Source organism: Kribbella sp. NPDC002412, assembly GCF_053592935.1.
Window position 1 is genome coordinate 12,678 of sequence record NZ_JBSFBL010000071.1, and the last position, 19,401, is coordinate 32,078.

The window sequence follows — 19,401 nt, forward strand, 5'->3', positions numbered from 1 at the left end:
GGTCGTGGTAGAGGGGGAGGGGGCTCAGGGCCGGGCGTCGAACATCTGCTCGGCTGTTAGGTAACGGGACGCCGAAATGCGGCTGTGACGCGCGGAACATCGAGCGGGCTTGAAGAACCGACTACCGTATGTCCACGGTCTGCGCGTCGGACTGGCACGTGATGTGCACGTGGCCTAGTGTCTTGCGACCAGTCCGCTTCAGTCTCCGACGAAGGCAGGGGGTAGCTGACCATGGCTACATCGGCTCCCAAGAAGTCCGCCCCCCAACGTACTGCCGCGGCCAAGAAGAGTGCCGCGAAAGCTGCCGAACCGGCCAAGAAGACGACGGCCCGCAAGGCTCCGGTCAAGAAGGCACCGGCCAAGAAGGCGCCGGTGAAGAAGACTGCCGCGAAGAAGCAGGCGGCCAAGAAGGCGGCCACCGGCAAGACCGCGGCCAAACGCACAGCGGCGAAGACCCCTGCCAAGCAAGCTCCGACGAAGAGGGTGGCCATGAAGACGAACGAGAACAGGACACCGGCGACGGCGCCGGCGAAGTCCGCAGCACACAAGGCAGAGACCCTCACGGTGAAGTCCGGCGAGACCCCGTGGACGGCGGCCGAGCTGGCCGAGCTGCGCGGCGAGCTGGAAGCCGACGTGGTGCACCTGCGGCAGGAGATCCGCGACGCCGAGCAGGAGATCGTGGGGCTGCTCCGCGACGGCGGTGACGGCGCCGGCAACGACCAGGCCGACGTCGGCTCCACCACGCTGGAGCGCGACCACGAGATGTCGCTGGCGAACAACGCCCGGGACATGCTGGACCAGATCGAGCGGGCGCTGGCCCGGATCGAGGACGGCACCTACGGCATCTGTGAGAGCTGCGGCAACGCGATCGGCAAGGGTCGGTTGCAGGCGTTCCCGCGTGCGACACTGTGCGTGTCATGCAAAGAACGCGAAGAACGCCGCTGAGCGAACCGGACCCGTCCCACCAGGTGGGGGACGCCGCCGAACCAACGCCAGAACCGGCCGACGACGAGTCGGCCGGTTCTCCGTCGTCTCCGGAGCCTGCGGGCGCCGGCCCGAAGAAGCCGTCGTGGAAGTTGATGGCGCTGTTCGGGGCGGTCGGGCTGCTGGTCCTTGTCCTGGACCAGTTGACCAAGGCGCTGGCGCTGGAGCATCTGACGCCCGGAGAGCCGGTGGACGTGATCGGCGGGTTCCTGAAGTTCAACCTGATCCGGAACTCCGGCGCCGCGTTCAGCCTGGGGGCTGGGTACACGCCGTACATCAGCGCGATCCAGATCATCGTCGCGCTCGGGGTGGTGTACCTGTCCCGGCGGCTCGGGTCGGTCGGGTGGGCGGTGGCGTTCGGGTTCCTCTTCGGTGGCGCGCTGGGCAACATCATCGACCGGATCTTCCGTGAGCCGTCGCCGTTCCACGGGCACGTGATCGACTTCCTGCAGACCCCGCACTGGGCGATCTTCAACGTCGCGGACATGGCGGTGACGACGGCCGCCGCCCTGCTGGTGATCCAGACCCTGCGCGGGATCAGGCTCGACGGGACGAAGGAACTCAAGAAGTGACCGGCGACTCCCGGACCGTGATGGTCCCGGACGGCCTGGCCGGTGAGCGCCTGGACGCGGCCCTGTCCCGGCTGTTCGGCGTGTCCCGGACCAAGGCCGCCGAGCTGATCGAGTCCGGTCTGGTCCAGGTCGACGGCGCCCCCGCGGCCAAGTCGGCCCGGGTCGCCGCCGGCGTCCTCCTGGACGTCGAGCTGCCACCGCCGCCCGCCGAGGTCACCGTGGTGCCGGAGACCGTCGAGAACCTCCGGATCGTGTACGACGACGACGAGATCATCGTGGTCGACAAACCGGTCGGCGTCGCCGCGCACCCGTCCCCGGGGTGGACCGGCCCGACCGTGATCGGCCACCTGGCCGGCGCCGGGTTCAGCATCTCGACCAGTGGCGCCGCCGAGCGCAAGGGCATCGTGCACCGCCTCGACGTCGGCACCTCGGGCTTGATGGTCGTCGCCAAGACCGAGTACTCCTACACCGTGCTCAAGCGAGCCTTCAAGGAGCGCACGGTCAAGAAGATCTACCACGCGCTGGTCCAGGGCCACCCGGACCCGTTCACCGGCACCGTGGACGCACCGATCGACCGGCACCCGCACCACGACTACAAGTTCGGCGTGGTCGCCGGCGGCAAGCCGAGCGTTACGCACTACGAGACCCTGGAGGCGTTCCGGTACGGGACCCTGCTCGAGATCACCCTCGAGACCGGCCGCACGCACCAGATCCGCGTCCACATGGCCGCGATCGGCCACCCGTGCTGCGGCGATCTCACCTACGGCGCCGACCCGGTGCTCGCCGAGCGCCTGCAGCTCACCCGGCAGTGGCTGCACGCGATGCGGCTCGGCTTCATGCACCCGGGGACGGGCGAGTACGTCGAGTTCACCTCGGAGTACCCGGACGATCTCGACCACGCCCTCGACCTGCTGGTCGACAGCCAGTGAGGCTGTACCTGTCGTCGTTCCGCCTCGGCGACCACCCCGAGCGCCTGGTCGCGCTCCTGCCGCCGTCCGCCCGGGTCGCCGTCATCTGCAACTCGATCGACAACGAGGACCCCGCCGTACGCCGGGAGAAGGTCGCCGACGAGATCACCTGGCTGACCGAGCTGGGCCTGCGGCCGGAGGAGCTGGACCTGCGGGACCCTGGGGAGCTGCGGGCGCGCCTGACGTCGTACGACGGGCTGTGGGTCCGCGGCGGCAACGTCTTCGTGCTGCGGGCGGCTCTCGCGAAGAGCGGCGCCGACGAGATCCTGCCGGAGCTGATCCGCGACGAGCGGTTCGTGTACGCCGGTTACAGCGCCGGAGTCTGCGTCCTCGCGCCGAGCCTGCGCGGTCTCGAGCTGTGCGACCCGACCGACCCAGTCGACGGTGAGGTCATCTGGGAGGGCCTGGGCGTGCTCGACCACGCCTTCGTCCCGCACCTCAACTCACCCGGCCACCCCGAGACGGAGCTTGTGGAGAAGGTGGCGAAGTTCTACGACCGCACTGGCGTTTCCTACCTCCCCATGCACGACGGCCAAGCCCTCGTGATCGACGGCGACCAACGCGAGGTCGTCTAAAGCTGCTCGACCAGCCGGACCACGGCCGCAACCACCTCCGGCCCATGCACCAAGACCGCGTCGTTGTGGTCCGCTCCCGCGATCTCCACCACCTCTTTGACAGTAGGCGCCGCCTCAGCCACTGCCCGGCTCTGCTCAGCCGGCACGATCGAGTCACCGCTGCCGTAGACCACAGCCACCGGCGCGCCCACCTCGGCCAACTGCTCAGCCACCGGGAACTTGTCCCGCAGCAGCAATCCGACCGGCAGGAACGGGTAGTGGAACCGCCCGACCGCGGCCAGGTCGACGAAGGGCGACCGCAGGACGAGCCCACCGGGCGGTCTCTCTACTGCGAGCTCGGTGACGACCGCAGCCCCGAGGCTCTCGCCGAAGTACACAGTCCGCTCAGCCGGCACGCCGTACTCGACCAGGTACTCCTGGGCCGCCCGCACGTCCAACGCCAGCCCGCGCTCACTGGGACTGCCCGGGTTGCCGCCGTACCCGCGGTAGTCGAACAGCAGCACGGTCAGCCCTTCGCCGGCCAACGCCTGCGCCAGCGGAACCCGTCCGGCCCGGTTCCCACCGTTGCCATTGGCGACCAGTACGGCGACGCCACGATCAACCCCACGCGGTGGCACCAGCCAAGCACCCAGCCGCAGCCCGTCGCTTGTCTCCAGCACGACGTCCTTGGCGCCCACACTCGTAGGCGCAGTCGTGTCCGGTAGATAGATCAGCTGCCGCTGGTAGCCCCAGAGCACGGCGACCAGCAGAAGCAGCACTGACCCCACTACGAGCGCCATGCGCACCATAAAGATCAGTGTGCGCGCCGAGCCGGTCTCAAGAGCAGAGATCCGTCTTACGCTGAGGCATGGCGGAGTCCAGGCCGGTTGGGAGGTTGCCGGCTGAGCTGACGAGTTTCGTGGGGCGGCGTCGGGAGCTGGCGGACACGAGGCGGTTGCTGGCCAGGAGCCGTCTGCTGACGCTGACCGGCGCCGGGGGAGTCGGCAAAACCCGCCTGGCCGTGCGGATGGCAGCAGAGGTACGTCGTACGTTCCCCGATGGAGTCTGGTTCGTGGAGTTGGCCGCACTGCACGACCCCGCACTCCTCAGTCTCACCCTGACCGGAGCGCTGGAGCTCAGTCAGGTCTCGGCGGACCCGACCGCTGACCTGGCCGAGTACCTCGAGGACAAGCACCTGCTGCTGGTCCTGGACAACTGCGAGCAGGTCGCCGAGGCCTGCGCCGTACTGGTGAGCAAACTGCTCGCCGCCGCGCCGCAGCTGCGGATCCTGGCGACCAGCCGCCACGTGCTGGGCGTGGAAGGCGAGCAGGTCCTCTCCGTGCCTCCGTTGTCAACGCCACCGGCGGAGGCGCCGGCTGCCGACGCCGATCAGTACGAGTCGTTGGTTCTCTTCGCCGACCGTGTCCAGGCCGTCCTGCCCGACTTCGAGATCGACGACCGGAACCGGGCCCAGGTGATCGAGGTGTGCCGGCAGCTGGACGGCGTACCGCTGGCCCTCGAGCTCGCAGCCGTCTGGATGCGCACCCTCTCGCTGGCGCAGATCCTCGACCGGCTCCAGGACCGCTTCCGGCTCCTCGCCGGCGGTCGCCCGGCCGGACCACCTCGTCAGCAGGCGCTCGAGGCCGCGGTGGCCTGGAGCTACGACCTGTGCTCGCCGGCCGAGCGGCTGCTGTGGGAGCGGTTGTCGGTCTTCTCCGGCGGCTTCGACCTCGACGGCGCCGAGCAGGTCTGTGCCGGCGACGGCATCGCCCGCGAGGAAGTGCTCGACCTCGTCGCCGGCCTGGTGAACAAGTCGATCATCACCCGCACGATGGCCACCGACCACGGCGTCGCCTGGTACGACATGCTCACCACGATCAGCCAGTACGGGCAAACACGCCTGGCCGGACGCACTCGCGAGTTCCGGCTCCGGCACCGCGACCACCTCCGGACACTGGCCGCCGGGTGGGCGGCGGAGAGCTTCGGCCCGCGGCAGGCCGACTGGTACATCCGGATGCGGCGCGAGCGCGACAACCTGCGGGTCGCGCTCGACTTCTGCCTGGCCGAACCGGGCGAAGAACCGGTCGCGATCGAGATCGCCGCCCCGATCTGGAACTTCTGGTTCGCCGGCTACTTGCGCGAGGGCCACCGGTACCTGACCCTGGCGATCGAGGCCGCGCCGGAGCAGACGCCGCAGCGCGCCCTGGGACTCTGGGCGGGCAGCTACCTGGCCATGTTCCTCGGCGAGCCCGAGCAGATGACCCGGCTGCTGACCGAGTGCGCGGAGCTCGCCGAGCGGTACGACGACGACCTGTTGCGGGCCCGGATCGCCGAGGTGACCGGCCACGCGCTGATCTACCAGGGCGACCTGGCCGGCGCCCTCGGGCACCTCGAGCAAGCGCTCGCCGGGTTCCGCTCGACCGGGAACCTGCTGGGCGAGTTCGACGCGCTCATTCTGTTGTCGGCGGCAACGTTCTTCCTCGGTGACCCGCGGGTCGGCGGCTTCAGTAGGGCGGCGTACGAGCTGGCCGAGTCCCAGGGCGCCGACTCGTCGAAGGCGTACGCGTTGTGGAGTGTCGGCATCGTCCAGTGGCGGGACCAGGGCCGGATCGAGGACGCGACCCGGTCGTTCCGGGAGGGGATCCGGCTGTGGCAGCCGCTGAACGACCGGACCGGGATCGCGTTCTGCGTGCAGGCGCTCTCGTGGTGCGCCGGGACCGGCGCGCCGTCGGAGCAGGCCGCGCTGCTGATGGGCGCGTCCCGGGCGGTCTGGCGGTCCAGCGGCGCCCACGTCGACGAGACGACGCCGTACAGCCAGTTCGACGACCGGGCCGAGGAGCGGATCCGGGCGGTGATCGGGGACACGGCGTTCGACGAGGCGTTCGCGGTGGGCGCGGCGTACTCGTTCGAGCAGGCGGTCGCGCTCGCGCTGGGGGAGGCCACCGGGAAGGACCGTTCGGCCAAGCCCGGGCGAGCCGGGAAGCTGACGCGGCGTGAGCACGAGATCGCGGTGCTGGTCGGCGAGGGGCTGAGCAACCGGGAGATCGCGGGCCGCCTGGTGATCTCCCAGCGGACCGCCGAGACCCACGTCGAGCACATCCTCAGCAAGCTCGGATTCTCCTCCCGCACCCAGGTCGCCCGCTGGGTCGCCGAGCACCCCGATCGGTAACGTTTCCAGGGCATCTACGTACCGAAATCCGTAGGTGTCCCGATGTCTGCGCGGCCCGGCCCGGGGATCCTGGGTGACAACGTTGCCCCTCCCTGCGTTGCCGAGGTCCCCCAATGCCCGAGACAAGTCGCCCGCCGCTGAGTCATGCCGACTGGTGGCGGACTGCCGTCATCTACCAGGTGTACGTGCGTAGCTTCGCGGACTCGGACGGTGACGGTGTCGGCGATCTCGACGGCGTCCGGGCGAGGCTGCCCTATCTGCGCAGGCTCGGTGTCGACGGCCTCTGGCTGAACCCGTTCTACCCCTCACCGCAGCACGACCACGGGTACGACGTCGTCGACTACCGCGACGTCCATCCGGAGTACGGGACGCTGGCGTCGTTCGACCGGCTGATCCAGGACGCGCACCGGCTCGACCTGAAGGTGATCGTCGACGTGGTGCCGAACCACTGCTCGATCGAGCACCCGTGGTTCCAGGCCGCGCTGGAGGCCGGGCCTGGGAGCCCGGAGCGGGCCCGGTTCCACTTCGCCGACGGCGAGGGTGACCAACCGCCGAACAACTGGCGCTCCATCTTCGGCGGTTCTGCCTGGGAACGAGTTTCAGACGGACAGTGGTACCTCCATACGTTCGCGAAGGAGCAGCCCGACTTCAACTGGCGGCATCCGGACGTCGAGGCGGCCTTCGAAGAGGTACTGCGGTTCTGGCTGGACCGCGGGGTGGACGGGCTGCGGATCGATGTCGCGCACGGCCTGCACAAGGCCGAGGGCCTGCCGGACCACGAGGACGCCGACTGCGACGAGGTGACCGGCGACCCGGTCAACCCGCACGCCTGGAACCAGCCCGAGGTGCACGACGTGTGGCGCAGTTGGCGCGCGATCGCGGACGAGTACACGCAGGCCACCGGGCGGGAGCGGGTGCTGGTCGGCGAGGTCGGCCTGCTCGACACCGAGCAGCTCGCCCGGTACCAGCGCCCGGACGAACTGCACCAGACCTTCTTCTTCGAGTTCCTCCGTGCCGAGTGGGACGACCGGTCGCTGTACGACGTGATCGACCGCGGCCTCGAGACGATCGCCGGGTCCGGATCTTCCGTCGCCTGGGTGCTGAACAACCACGACATGCCGAGGTCCGTCACCCGGTACGCCGGTGGTGCACCAGGCGCCGGACCCGGCGATCTCGAGCTCGGCCGGGCCCGGGCCCGGGCAGCAGCGATGCTGATGCTGGCGCTGCCGGGATCGGCGTACCTCTACCAAGGGGAGGAGCTGGGGCTGCCGGAGGTCACCGACCTGCCGGACCACGTGCTGACCGATCCGATGTTCCACCGGACCGGCGGCGTGCGGCGCGGCCGGGACGGTTGTCGGGTACCGCTACCGTGGAGAGCAGAGCACGACTCCTTCGGGTTCTCTCCGGACGGCGGCTCGGGTACGACGTGGCTGCCACAACCGGAGTGGTTCGCCGACCACGCGGCGGACCTGCTGCTGGGCGACGGCGACTCGATGCTGCACCTGTACCGCGAGGCACTGGCGTTGCGGCACCGGATCCCGGCGCTCGCGTCCGGCTCCGGCGAACTGCGCTGGTTGCCGGCCGAGCCCGGCGTACTGGCGTTCACCCGAGGAGACGGCTTCGCGTGCGCGGTCAACTGCACGTCCCAGCCGGTCGTCAACCCGGTCGAGGGCACGTTGCTGCTGGCCAGCGACCCCGAGGCCGGCGAGAAGCTGCCCCCGAACAGTGCCGTCTGGACCCTCCTGCCAGACGGTGCCTAGACCGGCGGACCTGGCGTCCTGAGGACCCCTGCTCGGCGCCAGGTCCGCCGCTCCACCTCCCCGCCGAACCACGGCGCGACCACCGGGCGACCACCGGGCGACCACCGGGCGACCACCGGGCCCGGGGTCCGGATAGCGGCCGCATCGGCGTGCCAGGCCTGCCCCTCACCGAACTTGTCGGTGCCGCCGATTAGGCTGCTGCGGTCACCCTCACTCACGCCCTGGGAGGTCTGCGCAGACATGGCGTCCAGCGACAGTTTCGTGCATCTACACGTGCACACCGAGTACTCCATGCTGGACGGCGCCGCGCGGATCGACGAGTTGTTCAAAACCGCCCAGGAGATGGGCATGCCGGCCATCGCCACCACCGACCACGGCTACGTGTTCGGGGCCTACGAGTTCTGGCGGACCGCGAAGAAGTACGACGTCAAGCCGATCATCGGCGTGGAGGCGTACCTGACGCCGCACACCCACCGCTCGGAGCGCAAGCGGGTCAAGTGGGGCGACGCGAACTCGGGCCGCGACGACGTCTCCGGCAGCGGCGCCTACACGCACATGACGCTGCTGGCGAAGAACACCTCCGGCATGCACAACCTGTTCAAGATGAGCTCGCTGGCCAGCCTCGAGGGCTACTACTTCAAGCCCCGGATGGACCGCGAGCTGCTGAACACCTACGGCCAGGGCCTGATCGCGACCACCGGCTGCCCGTCCGGCGAGGTGCAGACCCGGCTCCGGCTCGGGCAGTACAAGGAGGCCGTCGAGGCGGCCGCGGAGTTCCGCGACATCTTCGGCAAGGAGAACTTCTACTGCGAGCTGATGGACCACGGCCTCGGCATCGAGCGGGACATCCAGAAGGACCTGCTCAAGCTGGCCAAGGAGCTCGGCCTGCCGCTGGTCGCCACCAACGACCTGCACTACACCAAGCCCGAGGACGCCACCGCGCACGCCGCGCTGCTGTGCGTGCAGTCCGGCTCGACGCTGTCCGACCCGAACCGGTTCAAGTTCGACGCGAACGAGTTCTACGTGAAGACCGCGGCCGAGATGCGCGAGGTCTGGAAGGAGCTCCCGGAGGCGTGTGACAACACGCTGCTGATCGCCGAGCAGTGCGACGTCAGCTTCACCGAGGGCGAGGGCCGGTTCATGCCGCGCTTCCCCTGCCCGGAGGGTCACAACGAGGAGTCCTGGTTCGTCGCCGAGGTCGAGACCGGCCTGCACAGGCGCTACCCCGGCGGCGTGCCGGATCACGTCCGCAAGCAGGCCGAGTACGAGATCGAGGTCATCACCTCGAAGGGGTACGCGGGCTACTTCCTGGTCGTCGCGGACTTCATCAACTGGGCCAAGGAGCACGGCATCCGGGTCGGCCCGGGCCGTGGCTCCGGCGCCGGCTCGATGTGCGCGTACGCGATGCGGATCACCGACCTGGACCCGCTCCAGCACGGCCTGATCTTCGAGCGGTTCCTGAACCCGGAACGTATGTCGATGCCCGACTTCGACATCGACTTCGACGACCGCCGCCGCCCCGAGGTGATCCGCTACGTCACCGAGAAGTACGGCGACGACCGGGTCGCGATGATCGTCACCTACGGCACCATCAAGGCCAAGCAGGCGATCAAGGACGCCGGCCGGGTGCTGGACTACCCGTTCGCGATGGGCGACCGGATCACCAAGGCGATGCCGCCGTCGGTGATGGGCAAGGACATCCCGCTGTCCGGGATCTTCGACTCCACCCACAAGCGGTACTCCGAGGCCGGCGAGTTCCGCCAGCTGTACGAGTCCGACCAGGATGTCCGCAAGATCGTCGACACCGCCCGCGGCCTGGAGAACCTGAAGCGCCAGTGGGGTGTGCACGCGGCCGGCGTGATCATGTCCAGCGAGCCGCTGATCGAGCTGATCCCGATCATGCGCCGCGAGCAGGACGGCCAGGTCATCACCCAGTTCGACTACCCGAGCTGCGAGACGCTCGGCCTGGTCAAGATGGACTTCCTGGGCCTGCGCAACCTGACGATCATGGACGACGCGGTCAAGAACGTCGAGGCCAGCCGCGGGATCAAGCTGGACCTGGACGAGCTGGCCAAGACCCTGGACGACGGCCCGACCTTCGAGCTGCTCGGCCGCGGCGACACGCTCGGCGTGTTCCAGTTCGACGGCGGCCCGATGCGGGCGCTGCTGCGGCTGATGAAGCCGGACAACTTCGAGGACATCTCCGCGGTCGGCGCGCTGTACCGGCCCGGCCCGATGGGCGCGAACAGCCACACCAACTACGCCCTCCGCAAGAACGGGCAGCAGGAGGTCAGCTACCTGCACCCCGAGCTGGCCGAGGCGCTGGAGCCGATCCTGGGCACGACGTACGGCCTGATCGTCTACCAGGAGCAGGTGATGGCGATCGCCCAGCAGCTCGCGGGCTACACGCTGGGCAAAGCGGACCTGCTGCGCCGCGCGATGGGCAAGAAGAAGCGCGAGGTGCTGGACGCGGAGTACGTCGGCTTCTCCGAGGGGATGAAGGCGAACGGCTTCTCCGAGTCGGCGATCAAGGCGCTCTGGGACGTGCTGGTCCCGTTCTCCGACTACGCGTTCAACAAGGCGCACTCGGCGGCGTACGGGCTGGTCTCGTACTGGACGGCGTACCTGAAGGCCAACTACCCGGCGGAGTACATGGCCGCGGTCCTGACGTCGGTGAAGGACGACAAGGACAAGATGGCCATCTACCTGAACGAGTGCCGCCGGATGGGTATCAAGGTGCTGCCGCCGGACGTGAACGAGTCGGACTCGAACTTCACCCCGGTCGGCACCGACATCCGCTTCGGCCTGTCCGCAATCCGCAACGTCGGCGTCAACGTGGTGGCCGAGATCGTCGCGGCCCGCGAGGAGAAGGGCCGGTTCGCCGACTTCGTCGACTTCATCGACAAGGTGCCGCTGCCGGTCTGCAACAAGCGGGTGATCGAGTCGCTGGCCAAGGCCGGCTCGTTCGACTCGATGAGCCACGCCCGGCGCGCGGTCGTCGCGGTGCACGAGCAGGCCGTCGACGAGGCGATCGACCTGAAGCGGAACGAGGCGCACGGCCAGTTCGACCTGTTCTCGATGGGCGACGAGGCCGAGGAGGGCGAGGGCAACAGCCGGCTCACCGTCACGGTCCCGGACATCGAGGAGTGGGACAAGGCGACCAAGCTGTCGCACGAGCGGGACATGCTGGGTCTCTACGTCTCCGACCACCCGCTGTTCGGCGTCGAGCACGTGCTCACCAACGGCAGCGACTGCACGATCGGCCAGCTGCTCGCCGACGAGGACCGGCCGGACGGCACCCGGGTGACGATCGGCGGCCTGGTCACGGCGGTCCAGCGGAAGGTGAACAAGCGCGGTGACATCTACGCGATCGTCACCATCGAGGACCTCGAAGGTTCGATCGAGGTGATGATGTTCTCCTCGGCGTACCAGTTGCACGCGCACCTGCTGAGCAACGACGCGATCATCTTGATGAAGGGCCGGTTGCGCCGTCGCGAGGACCGGGTCGAGCTGAGCGGTGACGAGGTCGTCGTCCCGGACCTGACCGAGGGCCCGAGCGGCCCGGTGGTGATCACGATGCCGGTGACCCGCTGCACCCAGCCGGTCGTCGACCAGCTCCGCGACGTCCTGCAGGCGCACCCGGGGATGACCGAGGTGCAGCTGCGGCTGCAGGCCCGCCAGAAGACGACGGTGATGCGGATCGGCGACCGGTTCCGGGTGACCCCGACGTCGGCGCTGATGGCGGACCTGAAGGCGCTGCTCGGCCCGTCCTGCCTGGCCGGTTGAGGGCCTGATCGGGGCCGGGAGCAACCAGGTCGTCGGTTGTCTGTGCCGTCAGCTATAGTCGGCGCGATCTCGAGCTCTCGAGACGTTTCTGGAGGGGGAACTCCATATGAAATTGCAGCGCTTCGCGCCTGCACTCGCCGCCGTCGGCCTGCTCGCCGCGACGGTCGCTTCGGTTCCGGCCGCCGCCACCGGTCAGGCCGACCCGAAGCCGCACTTCTCGGACAAGGTCGCCCACCCGCAGTCGGTGCGGGCCCTGGCCGTCAGCGAGGCGTGCCAGATCTGGATCGGTGTGCCCACCGCCGCGGGCACCATGCAGGAGATCGACGCGACGGCCGGCAAGCCGCCGGCCGGCTTCTCCTGGGATCCGTTCAACTATGTCGGCACCCGGGCCAACGCGACCTGGTACGGCGCCGTGAACGCCGCCGGCACCCAGTTCTACTACTACGGCCTGCTCCTGCAGGGCGCGAACCTGTACCGGCACACGACGTACCTGCCGGACGAGGGCAACCCGGTGCCCACCTTCAAGAAGGTCGGGCCCGGCTGGTCGACCTTCAAGTCGATCGCCACGTCCAACTACAGCGTCGCGCAGCCCCGGCACGCGTACCTGTACGGCCTGAACACCAACGGCAGCCTGTACCGGTACCAGATGGTCGGCACCGGCTTCCGGTCGCTCGGCCCGCTGCCCGGCTTCCGGGGCTTCAAGGCGATGACCGTGATCAGCGAGACCGCGACGTACGACACACTGCTGATGACGACCAACGCCGGTGCGCTCTACACCGTTCGCATCCCGGTCGCCGCGGGCGCGAAGCCGGTGCTGAAGCTGATCCGCAGCACCGGGTGGGCCGCCTACGAGTCGCTGGTCGTCGAGGGCTGCGGCACCCGCGGTGGCTCGCTCGTCGCCGGCGTGGACCACGACACCCAGTCCGGTTACCTGTACGCCATGAGCAAGGCGAACGGCGCCGCGACCGCGATCACGTCGTACGGCAAGATCCCCGGCGTCTTCAACGGCGTCAACCACGTGTCGCTCACCACGCACTACTCCCAGCTGGTCGGCGAGTAGTACTGCTGAACGTCCCGCACACTCCCGGTCGCCGAGGGTGTGCGGGACGTTCGTTTTCGGGCCAGTTGAGGGTTGCTGGACTTGGTGCGGCACACTGTCGAGGTGACGCAACCCCAGTCTGCTCAGCCTTCGCCGTACCTGCCGCCGCCGTCGGGAGTTCCCTTCGGTACGCCGCCGCCGCAGGAGCCGGCGATGCCGTGGGCGAAGGCGATCGCGGTGACCGTGATCGGGTTCCTGGTCGCCGGCGTGGTGGCCGGGTGGGCGTGGCAGCAGTTCTCGCCGCTGGCGCAGTACACGGTGGACGAGCAGGGCGGCGCGCTGGGGGAGGAGCAGATGACCCGGGTGTTCGGGCCGGACGGCGCCTTCACCGCGATCGGGTTCCTCGTCGCGCTGGTGCTGGGTGGCGCGCTGTTCTGGTGGCTGCGGAACTACGGTCCGTGGTCGGTCGCGATCGTCACGCTCGGCGCGGTGCTCGGCTCGGGGGTCGCGTGGGGCGTCGGCATGCTGCTCGGCCACGACCCGCTCCAGCCGCGCTTGGAGGCCGCCAAGCCGGGTGACCTGGTCTCGGCCCCACTCGAGCTGCACACGTGGACCCCTGCTGCGGCATGGTTGGTCGGTGCGGCGCTGGCGGCCGCAATCATCGCCGCCACGACCTGGCGTGCCGAGCCGACCACAACTCCGGTTGCAACCACATCGCAACCTGGCACGTCAGAGTCCTCGCCGCAGGTGCACTAGCCTGACTGGTCGTGCCCGGTGCTCCGGCGCCGTCGCGAGCAGGTGCTCGGCGAGATGCCGTGCCGAGTGCCGCGCAGGAGGCGCTGGAGCACCGGGCACGACCTAGCCCAGCGGGTGAGGCCGCTTGGGACCACGCGAGGGAGCTTATGTCCGAGAACTATCCGCCCAACCCGCAGTACCCGGGTGCGGGCGGTCCGCAGAACCCGAACCAGTACGGCGGTCCGCAGGGGCCGGGCGCACCGCGTCCGCCGATGAATGCTCAGGGCAACCAGGGGCAGTACCCGCAGCAGGGCCAGCCGCAGCAGGCTCGCCCGCAGGGTCAGCCTCAGTACGGTCAGCCTGGGCAGCCGCCGTACCAGCAGCCGGGTCAGCCCGGTCCGCAGGGTCAGCCTCAGCACTACGGGCAGCCGCCGCGTGGGCCGCAGCAGCCGCAGTACCAGCAGGGTGCGCCGCAGTACGGACAGCCTGGTGGGCAGTCGTCGTACGAGCAGATGCATGTCGGTGGGCAGCCGCCGCAGGGTCCCGGGTTCGGACCGGGACAGCAGCAGTGGCAGCCGGAGCCGAAGAAGAAGCGCGGCAAGCTGATCCCGATCGTCGCGGCGCTGGCCATGGTGCTGGTGGTCGCCGGCGGCGGCATCTTCGCCTACGCCAAGCTGAACGGCGGCAAGCAGCCGGCCGCGGTGCTGCCGGGCAACGCGGTCGCCTACGCCCGCGTGGACCTGAACCCGTCGGCCGGCCAGAAGGTCGCCGCGATCCGGTACCTGCTGAAGTTCCCGTCGGTGAAGGAGAACCTCGGCCTGACCGGCGAGCAGGACGACCTGCGCCAGAAGCTGTTCGAGAGCATCAAGAAGTACGCCGGTGACGACCTCGCCGACGTGGACTACGACAAGGACGTCAAGCCGTGGCTCGGCGAACGCGCCGGCCTGGCCGCGCTGCCGCCCGCCGACGGCAAGGACGAGCCGGTCGTCGTGGTCGCCGTCGAGGTGAAGAACGAGGACGAGGCCGCCAAGGGCCTGGACAAGCTGATGGCGAACGAGGACAAGAAGCCGGGCCGGGCGTTCAGCAACGGCTATGTGCTGCTCGCCGACGACCAGGCCACCGTCGACCAGGCCGTTGCCACCAGCAAGGACAATCCGCTGGAGAAGAACGCCAAGTTCAGCGCGGACATGAGCGCGCTCGGCGAGCAGGGCTTCGCCTCGGTCTGGGCCGACATGAAGGGCATCGCGGACATCTCCGGCAAGGTCGAGTCCGAGGAGCTGGCCGGGATCTCGGACGCGTCGATGGCGGCCGCGCTGCGGTTCGACTCGTCGTACGTCCAGCTGAAGGGCGTCGCCCACGGTGACCAGAGTGTCAAGGTCGACGGCGCCGACGCCGGCCAGCTGATCGGTCAGCTGCCCGAGACCACGGCCGGCGCGATCGCGATCTCCGGTGGCGAGAACCTGGTCGACACGATGTGGAAGCAGGTCGAGAAGGCCTCGAACGGCAACCTCCAGCAGATGACCGAGGCGTTCCAGGACGAGACCGGCCTGACCCTGCCGGACGACCTGAAGAGCCTGCTCGGCAAGAACCTGGCGGTCGCCATCGACAAGGACTCCGGCAACGGCCCGAAGATCGCGGCCCGGATGGAGACCGACCCGGCCAAGGCCGAGCCGGTGGTGGAGAAGCTCACCGACCTGCTGCGTCGCAAGGCGAACGGCAACATCCCGATCGAGACCGCCAAGGACGACGACTCGCTGGTGGTCGCCACCGACCAGTCGTACGCCGACCAGGTGCTGAAGGGCGGCAACCTGGGCGGGACCGACACCTTCAAGCAGGCCCTGCCCGACACCAAGGGCGCGGTGACGATCGGCTACATCGACTTCGAGGCAGCCGGCTCGCTGAGCCGGGAGTTCAGCTCCAACAAGGACCTGGCAGCACTGCGCTCGGGCGGCTACGTCGTCCGCTCGACCGGCGACGGCAAGGCCGAGTTCAGCCTCCGAGTGGTCGCGAAGTAACCCACCCGAAGAAGCCCCGGACCGCCGCCGTGCAGCCGTCCGGGGCTTCGCCCTTTCGCAGTGGCTCGGGCGGTGTGAAGAACATTCCGGCCCGGGGATGTCGAAATCTCTGGCGCTGTCTCTACCCCTTGGTGAAAGCACCCACCATCAGGAGGTAGAGATGAACCACTTCACCGGTATCCGGACGATTGGTGTCCCGGTTGGGGATCAGGATCGTGCGCTTGCGTTCTACACCGGGGCGCTCGGGTTCGAGTTGCTGATGGATGCTCCGCTGCCCGCGATCGGCGGGCGCTGGATCGTCGTTGCGCCGCCCGGCTCTCCGACCAACCTTGCGCTCACCCCAGGCGCGGGCGACGGCCCGACGGACACCGGCGTCCGTTTGGTCACCGGCGACGCGGCCGCCGCGCACAAGCATCTGCAGTCCGAAGGCGTCGACACCGACGAGCTGATCCTCTGGCCCGACGTCCCGCCGATGTTCACCTTCCGCGACCCCGACGGCAACACGCTGTACGTCGTACAGGAGTGATCAGCCGGGGAACGGCACCCCGGTGAGCGAGCCGCAGACCTCGAGGAACGCGTCCTGCACCTCGGGGTCCGCGGCCGCCGGGTGGGTCGCGTGCGGGCGCAGGTGGTAGTAGTACCCGCCGCTCGGCGTGCTCGGCGCCGTCGCCAGCCACACCTGCGTGAGGTGCGCCTGGCCGAGGTCGCCGGGCGCGCCGCGGCCGCCCATCCGCGTCGGGACCCAGCCCGGATCGACGGCGTTCGACAGTACGGCGGGCCAGCGCCGGGCGACCGCGAACGCGAGGATCACGTCGTGCAGCTTCGAGTCCGAGTACGCCCGCGACCCGCTCCACCGACGCCGGACCCACTGCAGATCGTCCAGTACGACGTCGCCACCCTCGTGCATCCCCGAGCTCAGATACACCAACCGATCGGGCCGCTCGATCAACGCAGTCAGCAGGTACGGCGCCAGGGAGTTGACCGCGAACACGTGCTCCAGCCCGTCGACCGTCTCGCGCCGCGGCTCCTGATACCCGACTGCCGCATTGTGGACGACGACATCGAACCGCCCGGAGTCGTTGGCCTGCCGGGCCACGCCGCGAGTCTCGTCAATGCTCGAAAGATCCCCGATCACCACGCCAGCGGCCTTCGGTAGCGCACTCATGGCGTCGTCAGCGCGCCGCGCGTTCCGCGCATGCAACACCACCTCGTGCCCCTGCTCGATCAACTCACGGGCCACCATCTGACCCAGCCCGTCCGCGGACCCGGTCACCAGAACGCGTGCCATGGGCCCACCCTCACACGAGCACATGGCCCCCGTCGACGCTGACGATGCTGCCGGTCGCAAAGCCTTCCGTCATCAGGAAGACGTACGCAGCGGCGATATCCGCCGGCTCGCCCACTCGACCCACCGGCAGTGTCTTCGCCGTCGCGTCGTAGAGCGCGTCCGGGGACAGGTCGGTCCACAGTGGAGTGCGAACCACGCCAGGCTTGACGGCGTTCACGCGGAGCGGCGCAAGCTCGACCGCCAGCGCGCGGACCAGAGTGTCCACGGCACCGCAGACGCTGGCCGCCACGGACCAGCCAGGCCCGGGACGGTCGGCCGCCGCACCGGTCGTCAGTACGACGGAACCACCCGGACGGATCCTGGACGCAGCCGCGCTGACCGCGCCCAGCGCGCCGAAGTACCGGAGCTGGAACGCCTGCCGAGCCCGGGACAGGTCCATCGACGAGACCTCGAGCAGCGTCAGCGGCTCGCCGGCGGTGAACACGAGGTGGTCGAAGGGATCGAGGCCGTCGAAGAAGGACGTCACCGCCGCCGCATCGGTCAGGTCGAGCGCCGTGCCGGTCGCCGACGCGGGCAGCGTCTCCAGCGCCCGCTGCACCGACGAAGGGTTGCTGGAGGCAACGATCACGGTCGCGCCCGCGGCGGCCGCGAGCTGCGCGGTCGCCAGGCCGATACCCGACGTACCGCCGAGGACGACGACGCGCTGGTCCTGCAGAGTCATGGTGCGAACTGCCTTTCGTGGTCGGGATTTCGCTTCCACGATGCGTGCGCGCCACCCCCGCCGTCCAAGACCTGTTCCGGCGGCTGTAATACCCTGAAGGTATTATGGATGTCGACCTCCGCAAGCTCCGGTACTTCGTCGCGGTCGCCGAGGAGCTGCACTTCGGCCGCGCCGCCGAGCGCCTGCACATCGCACAGCCGGTGCTGTCCCGGCAGATCCGGGCGCTGGAGGACGAGCTCAAGGTCCAGCTGTTCGTGCGCACCAAGCGATCCACCGAGCTGACCCCGGCCGGTCGCCAGTTGCTCGACGACGCCCGGCCGCTGCTGGCGTCGGCCGAGGCGATGCGGCGCCGCGTGGTCCGGGCCGCGCGCGGGCCGAAGACGTTCACCGTCGGCTTCATGCCCGGTATCACCGTGACCCCGGCCGTTCGGGCGTTCGCCGCCGTACACCCCGATGTCGAGGTCGAGGTGATCCGGACGACCTGGGACGACCAGGTGGACGTGCTGCACGACGGCCGGGTCGACGTCAGCATCGTCCGGCTGCCGATTCCGCAGGAAGGGTTGAGCATCCGGCCGCTGTTCGAGGAGCCGCGGGTCGCGATGGTCCCGGCCGATCATCGGCTGGCGGGGAAGCCGGCGATCGACATCGCCGATCTGGCGGACGAGCATCTGCTGCAGGCCCCGGACGCCGTACCGGAGTGGCGGGACATCGCGTCGGAGCTGCGAACGGGTACGGCGCGACCGGTGCCCGTGCAGCGCAGTGTCGAGGAGAAGCTGGAGCACGTCGCGGCCGGGAGCGGGGTGTCGATCCTGCCGCTGTCGGTGGCCACCTTCTACCACCGGCCGGACGTGGCCGTCGTACCGGTGAACGACATCGCCGCCAACAAGGTCTGCCTTGCCTGGATCGCGTCCCGGCGGTCCCGCCTGATCCACGACTTCGCGGATGCCGCGGTGAACTCCCGGGGTGCCACCATCGGGGGATGAGACGGTGGGGGATCGTTGCGGCGGTGGTGGGGCTCGCGCTGGTCGGGTGCGGCGCGGACAGCGGAGGGCAGGTCGCGGCGACCTCCGAGGCGCCGCCAAGCTGGCCGCAACCTGCGGCGGCGACGCTGGAGCCCGGCAAGTCGGAAACGCTGCAGGCCGTGCTCGCGAAGGTCGTCAGCCGGTACGGCGCCAATCCGGGGGACGAGGCGGCGTCGCGGGGAGTGAGCGCGGCCGTCGTCACGGACCGGTGGGTCTGGTCCGGCGCGGCCGGTGTCGATGTGGCAGGCAGGGCGATCGGGCCGGGCACGACCATGGGGGTCGCGAGCATCACGAAGACGTTCGTGGCCGCCGAGCTGATGCTGCTCGCCGGCCAGGGAAGCGTCGACCTGGACGCGCCGATCTCGACGTACGTGAAGCACAAGCTGACCGCCAACAACGCGACCGTGCGGCAACACCTGGCGATGTTGTCCGGCGTACCGAACTATCTCCCCGCCGACTACGGCCGGATGGACGCCGCGATCAAGGCCGCGACGGACAGGTCCTGGACGGCCGAGCAGGCGTTGTCCTACCACTCCGCGCCGATCGGGCAGCCGGGCACGTACACCTACAGCAATCCCAGCTACGTGCTCCTCGGCATGCTGATCGAGAAGGTTGCCGGCAAGCCGCTGGCCAAGGCGCTGCGCGAGGACTTGGCGACCCCCGCCGGCCTGCTGCGCGCCGCCTTCCAGGACGGCGAGAAGCCGCAGCCGCCGGTTGCCGGCGACGCGAATCCACGACGCCAAGCCGGCCCGCGAAACCCTGCCGGTGACGTTCGTCACCCGCGACGG

Annotated in this window: 17 protein-coding genes; 13 read left to right on the forward strand and 4 right to left on the reverse strand. The window is 69.4% G+C overall.

Annotated elements, in window-relative coordinates; translation table 11 throughout:
• Positions 1-231 precede the first annotated feature (231 nt).
• From ACWCOV_RS36710 to ACWCOV_RS36725, 4 genes are read left to right on the forward strand one after another with little or no spacing between them, the layout of a single operon-like run.
• Positions 232-945, forward strand: coding sequence for a TraR/DksA C4-type zinc finger protein (locus ACWCOV_RS36710; RefSeq protein ID WP_449833973.1), 714 nt, complete (start codon positions 232-234; stop codon positions 943-945).
• Positions 918-1,556 carry a signal peptidase II gene (lspA, locus tag ACWCOV_RS36715; protein WP_449833974.1) on the forward strand — a complete coding sequence of 213 codons (639 nt, stop codon included), beginning with the start codon at positions 918-920 and terminating at the stop codon, positions 1,554-1,556. The genes ACWCOV_RS36710 and lspA overlap by 28 nt, the downstream gene beginning before the upstream one ends.
• 20 nt (positions 1,557-1,576) lie before the next feature.
• Entirely contained in the window at positions 1,577-2,485 is a 909-nt protein-coding gene (locus ACWCOV_RS36720; protein WP_449833989.1) for an RluA family pseudouridine synthase, read from the forward strand.
• Positions 2,482-3,099 (forward strand): Type 1 glutamine amidotransferase-like domain-containing protein, encoded by a 618-nt coding sequence (locus ACWCOV_RS36725; protein ID WP_449833975.1) that lies wholly within the window; start codon positions 2,482-2,484, stop codon positions 3,097-3,099. The genes ACWCOV_RS36720 and ACWCOV_RS36725 overlap by 4 nt, the downstream gene beginning before the upstream one ends.
• Here the strand turns inward: ACWCOV_RS36725 and ACWCOV_RS36730 are convergent.
• A complete protein-coding gene (locus ACWCOV_RS36730; protein WP_449833976.1) occupies positions 3,096-3,878 on the reverse strand; it encodes an alpha/beta hydrolase in 783 nt (260 codons plus the stop codon). The genes ACWCOV_RS36725 and ACWCOV_RS36730 overlap by 4 nt on opposite strands.
• 119 nt (positions 3,879-3,997) lie before the next feature.
• On the opposite strand from ACWCOV_RS36730, the gene ACWCOV_RS36735 reads away from it, so the two are divergent.
• Together ACWCOV_RS36735 and ACWCOV_RS36740 are read left to right on the forward strand one after the other, a co-directional pair.
• Positions 3,998-6,247: an ATP-binding protein gene (locus ACWCOV_RS36735; protein WP_449833977.1), complete on the forward strand. Its 2,250-nt coding sequence runs from the start codon at positions 3,998-4,000 to the stop codon at positions 6,245-6,247.
• 113 nt (positions 6,248-6,360) lie between these two features.
• A complete protein-coding gene (locus ACWCOV_RS36740) occupies positions 6,361-8,007 on the forward strand; it encodes a glycoside hydrolase family 13 protein (protein ID WP_449833978.1) in 1,647 nt (548 codons plus the stop codon).
• Here ACWCOV_RS36740 and ACWCOV_RS36745 read toward each other — a convergent pair.
• Entirely contained in the window at positions 8,004-8,249 is a 246-nt protein-coding gene (locus ACWCOV_RS36745) for a hypothetical protein (RefSeq protein WP_449833979.1), read from the reverse strand. The two genes, ACWCOV_RS36740 and ACWCOV_RS36745, sit on opposite strands and share 4 nt — an antisense overlap.
• Here ACWCOV_RS36745 and dnaE point away from each other — a divergent pair.
• The 5 genes from dnaE (at position 8,248) to ACWCOV_RS36770 (ending at position 16,108) form a co-directional block, all read left to right on the forward strand.
• Complete coding sequence (dnaE, locus tag ACWCOV_RS36750; RefSeq protein WP_449833980.1) at positions 8,248-11,793, forward strand: DNA polymerase III subunit alpha; 3,546 nt, start codon at positions 8,248-8,250, stop codon at positions 11,791-11,793. The genes ACWCOV_RS36745 and dnaE overlap by 2 nt on opposite strands.
• Positions 11,794-11,899: 106 nt before the next feature.
• Entirely contained in the window at positions 11,900-12,853 is a 954-nt protein-coding gene (locus ACWCOV_RS36755; RefSeq protein ID WP_449833981.1) for a hypothetical protein, read from the forward strand.
• Positions 12,854-12,955: 102 nt separating this feature from the next.
• Entirely contained in the window at positions 12,956-13,588 is a 633-nt protein-coding gene (locus tag ACWCOV_RS36760; protein ID WP_449833982.1) for a hypothetical protein, read from the forward strand.
• 146 nt (positions 13,589-13,734) lie between these two features.
• Positions 13,735-15,582, forward strand: coding sequence for a DUF3352 domain-containing protein (locus tag ACWCOV_RS36765; RefSeq protein ID WP_449833983.1), 1,848 nt, complete (start codon positions 13,735-13,737; stop codon positions 15,580-15,582).
• A gap of 160 nt (positions 15,583-15,742) precedes the next feature.
• Positions 15,743-16,108, forward strand: coding sequence for a VOC family protein (locus ACWCOV_RS36770; protein ID WP_449833984.1), 366 nt, complete (start codon positions 15,743-15,745; stop codon positions 16,106-16,108).
• Here the strand turns inward: ACWCOV_RS36770 and ACWCOV_RS36775 are convergent, their stop codons facing one another.
• Both ACWCOV_RS36775 and ACWCOV_RS36780 read right to left on the reverse strand, forming a co-directional pair.
• Positions 16,109-16,870 carry an SDR family NAD(P)-dependent oxidoreductase gene (locus tag ACWCOV_RS36775; protein WP_449833985.1) on the reverse strand — a complete coding sequence of 254 codons (762 nt, stop codon included), beginning with the start codon at positions 16,868-16,870 and terminating at the stop codon, positions 16,109-16,111.
• 10 nt (positions 16,871-16,880) lie between these two features.
• Positions 16,881-17,591 carry an SDR family oxidoreductase gene (locus tag ACWCOV_RS36780; RefSeq protein ID WP_449833986.1) on the reverse strand — a complete coding sequence of 237 codons (711 nt, stop codon included), beginning with the start codon at positions 17,589-17,591 and terminating at the stop codon, positions 16,881-16,883.
• 104 nt (positions 17,592-17,695) lie between these two features.
• Here ACWCOV_RS36780 and ACWCOV_RS36785 point away from each other — a divergent pair, with 104 nt between their 5' ends.
• Both ACWCOV_RS36785 and ACWCOV_RS36790 read left to right on the forward strand, forming a co-directional pair.
• Complete coding sequence (locus ACWCOV_RS36785; RefSeq protein ID WP_449833987.1) at positions 17,696-18,574, forward strand: LysR family transcriptional regulator; 879 nt, start codon at positions 17,696-17,698, stop codon at positions 18,572-18,574.
• A partial coding sequence (locus ACWCOV_RS36790; RefSeq protein ID WP_449833988.1) for a serine hydrolase domain-containing protein occupies positions 18,571-19,401 on the forward strand: 831 nt, incomplete at its 3' end. The genes ACWCOV_RS36785 and ACWCOV_RS36790, both read left to right, overlap by 4 nt.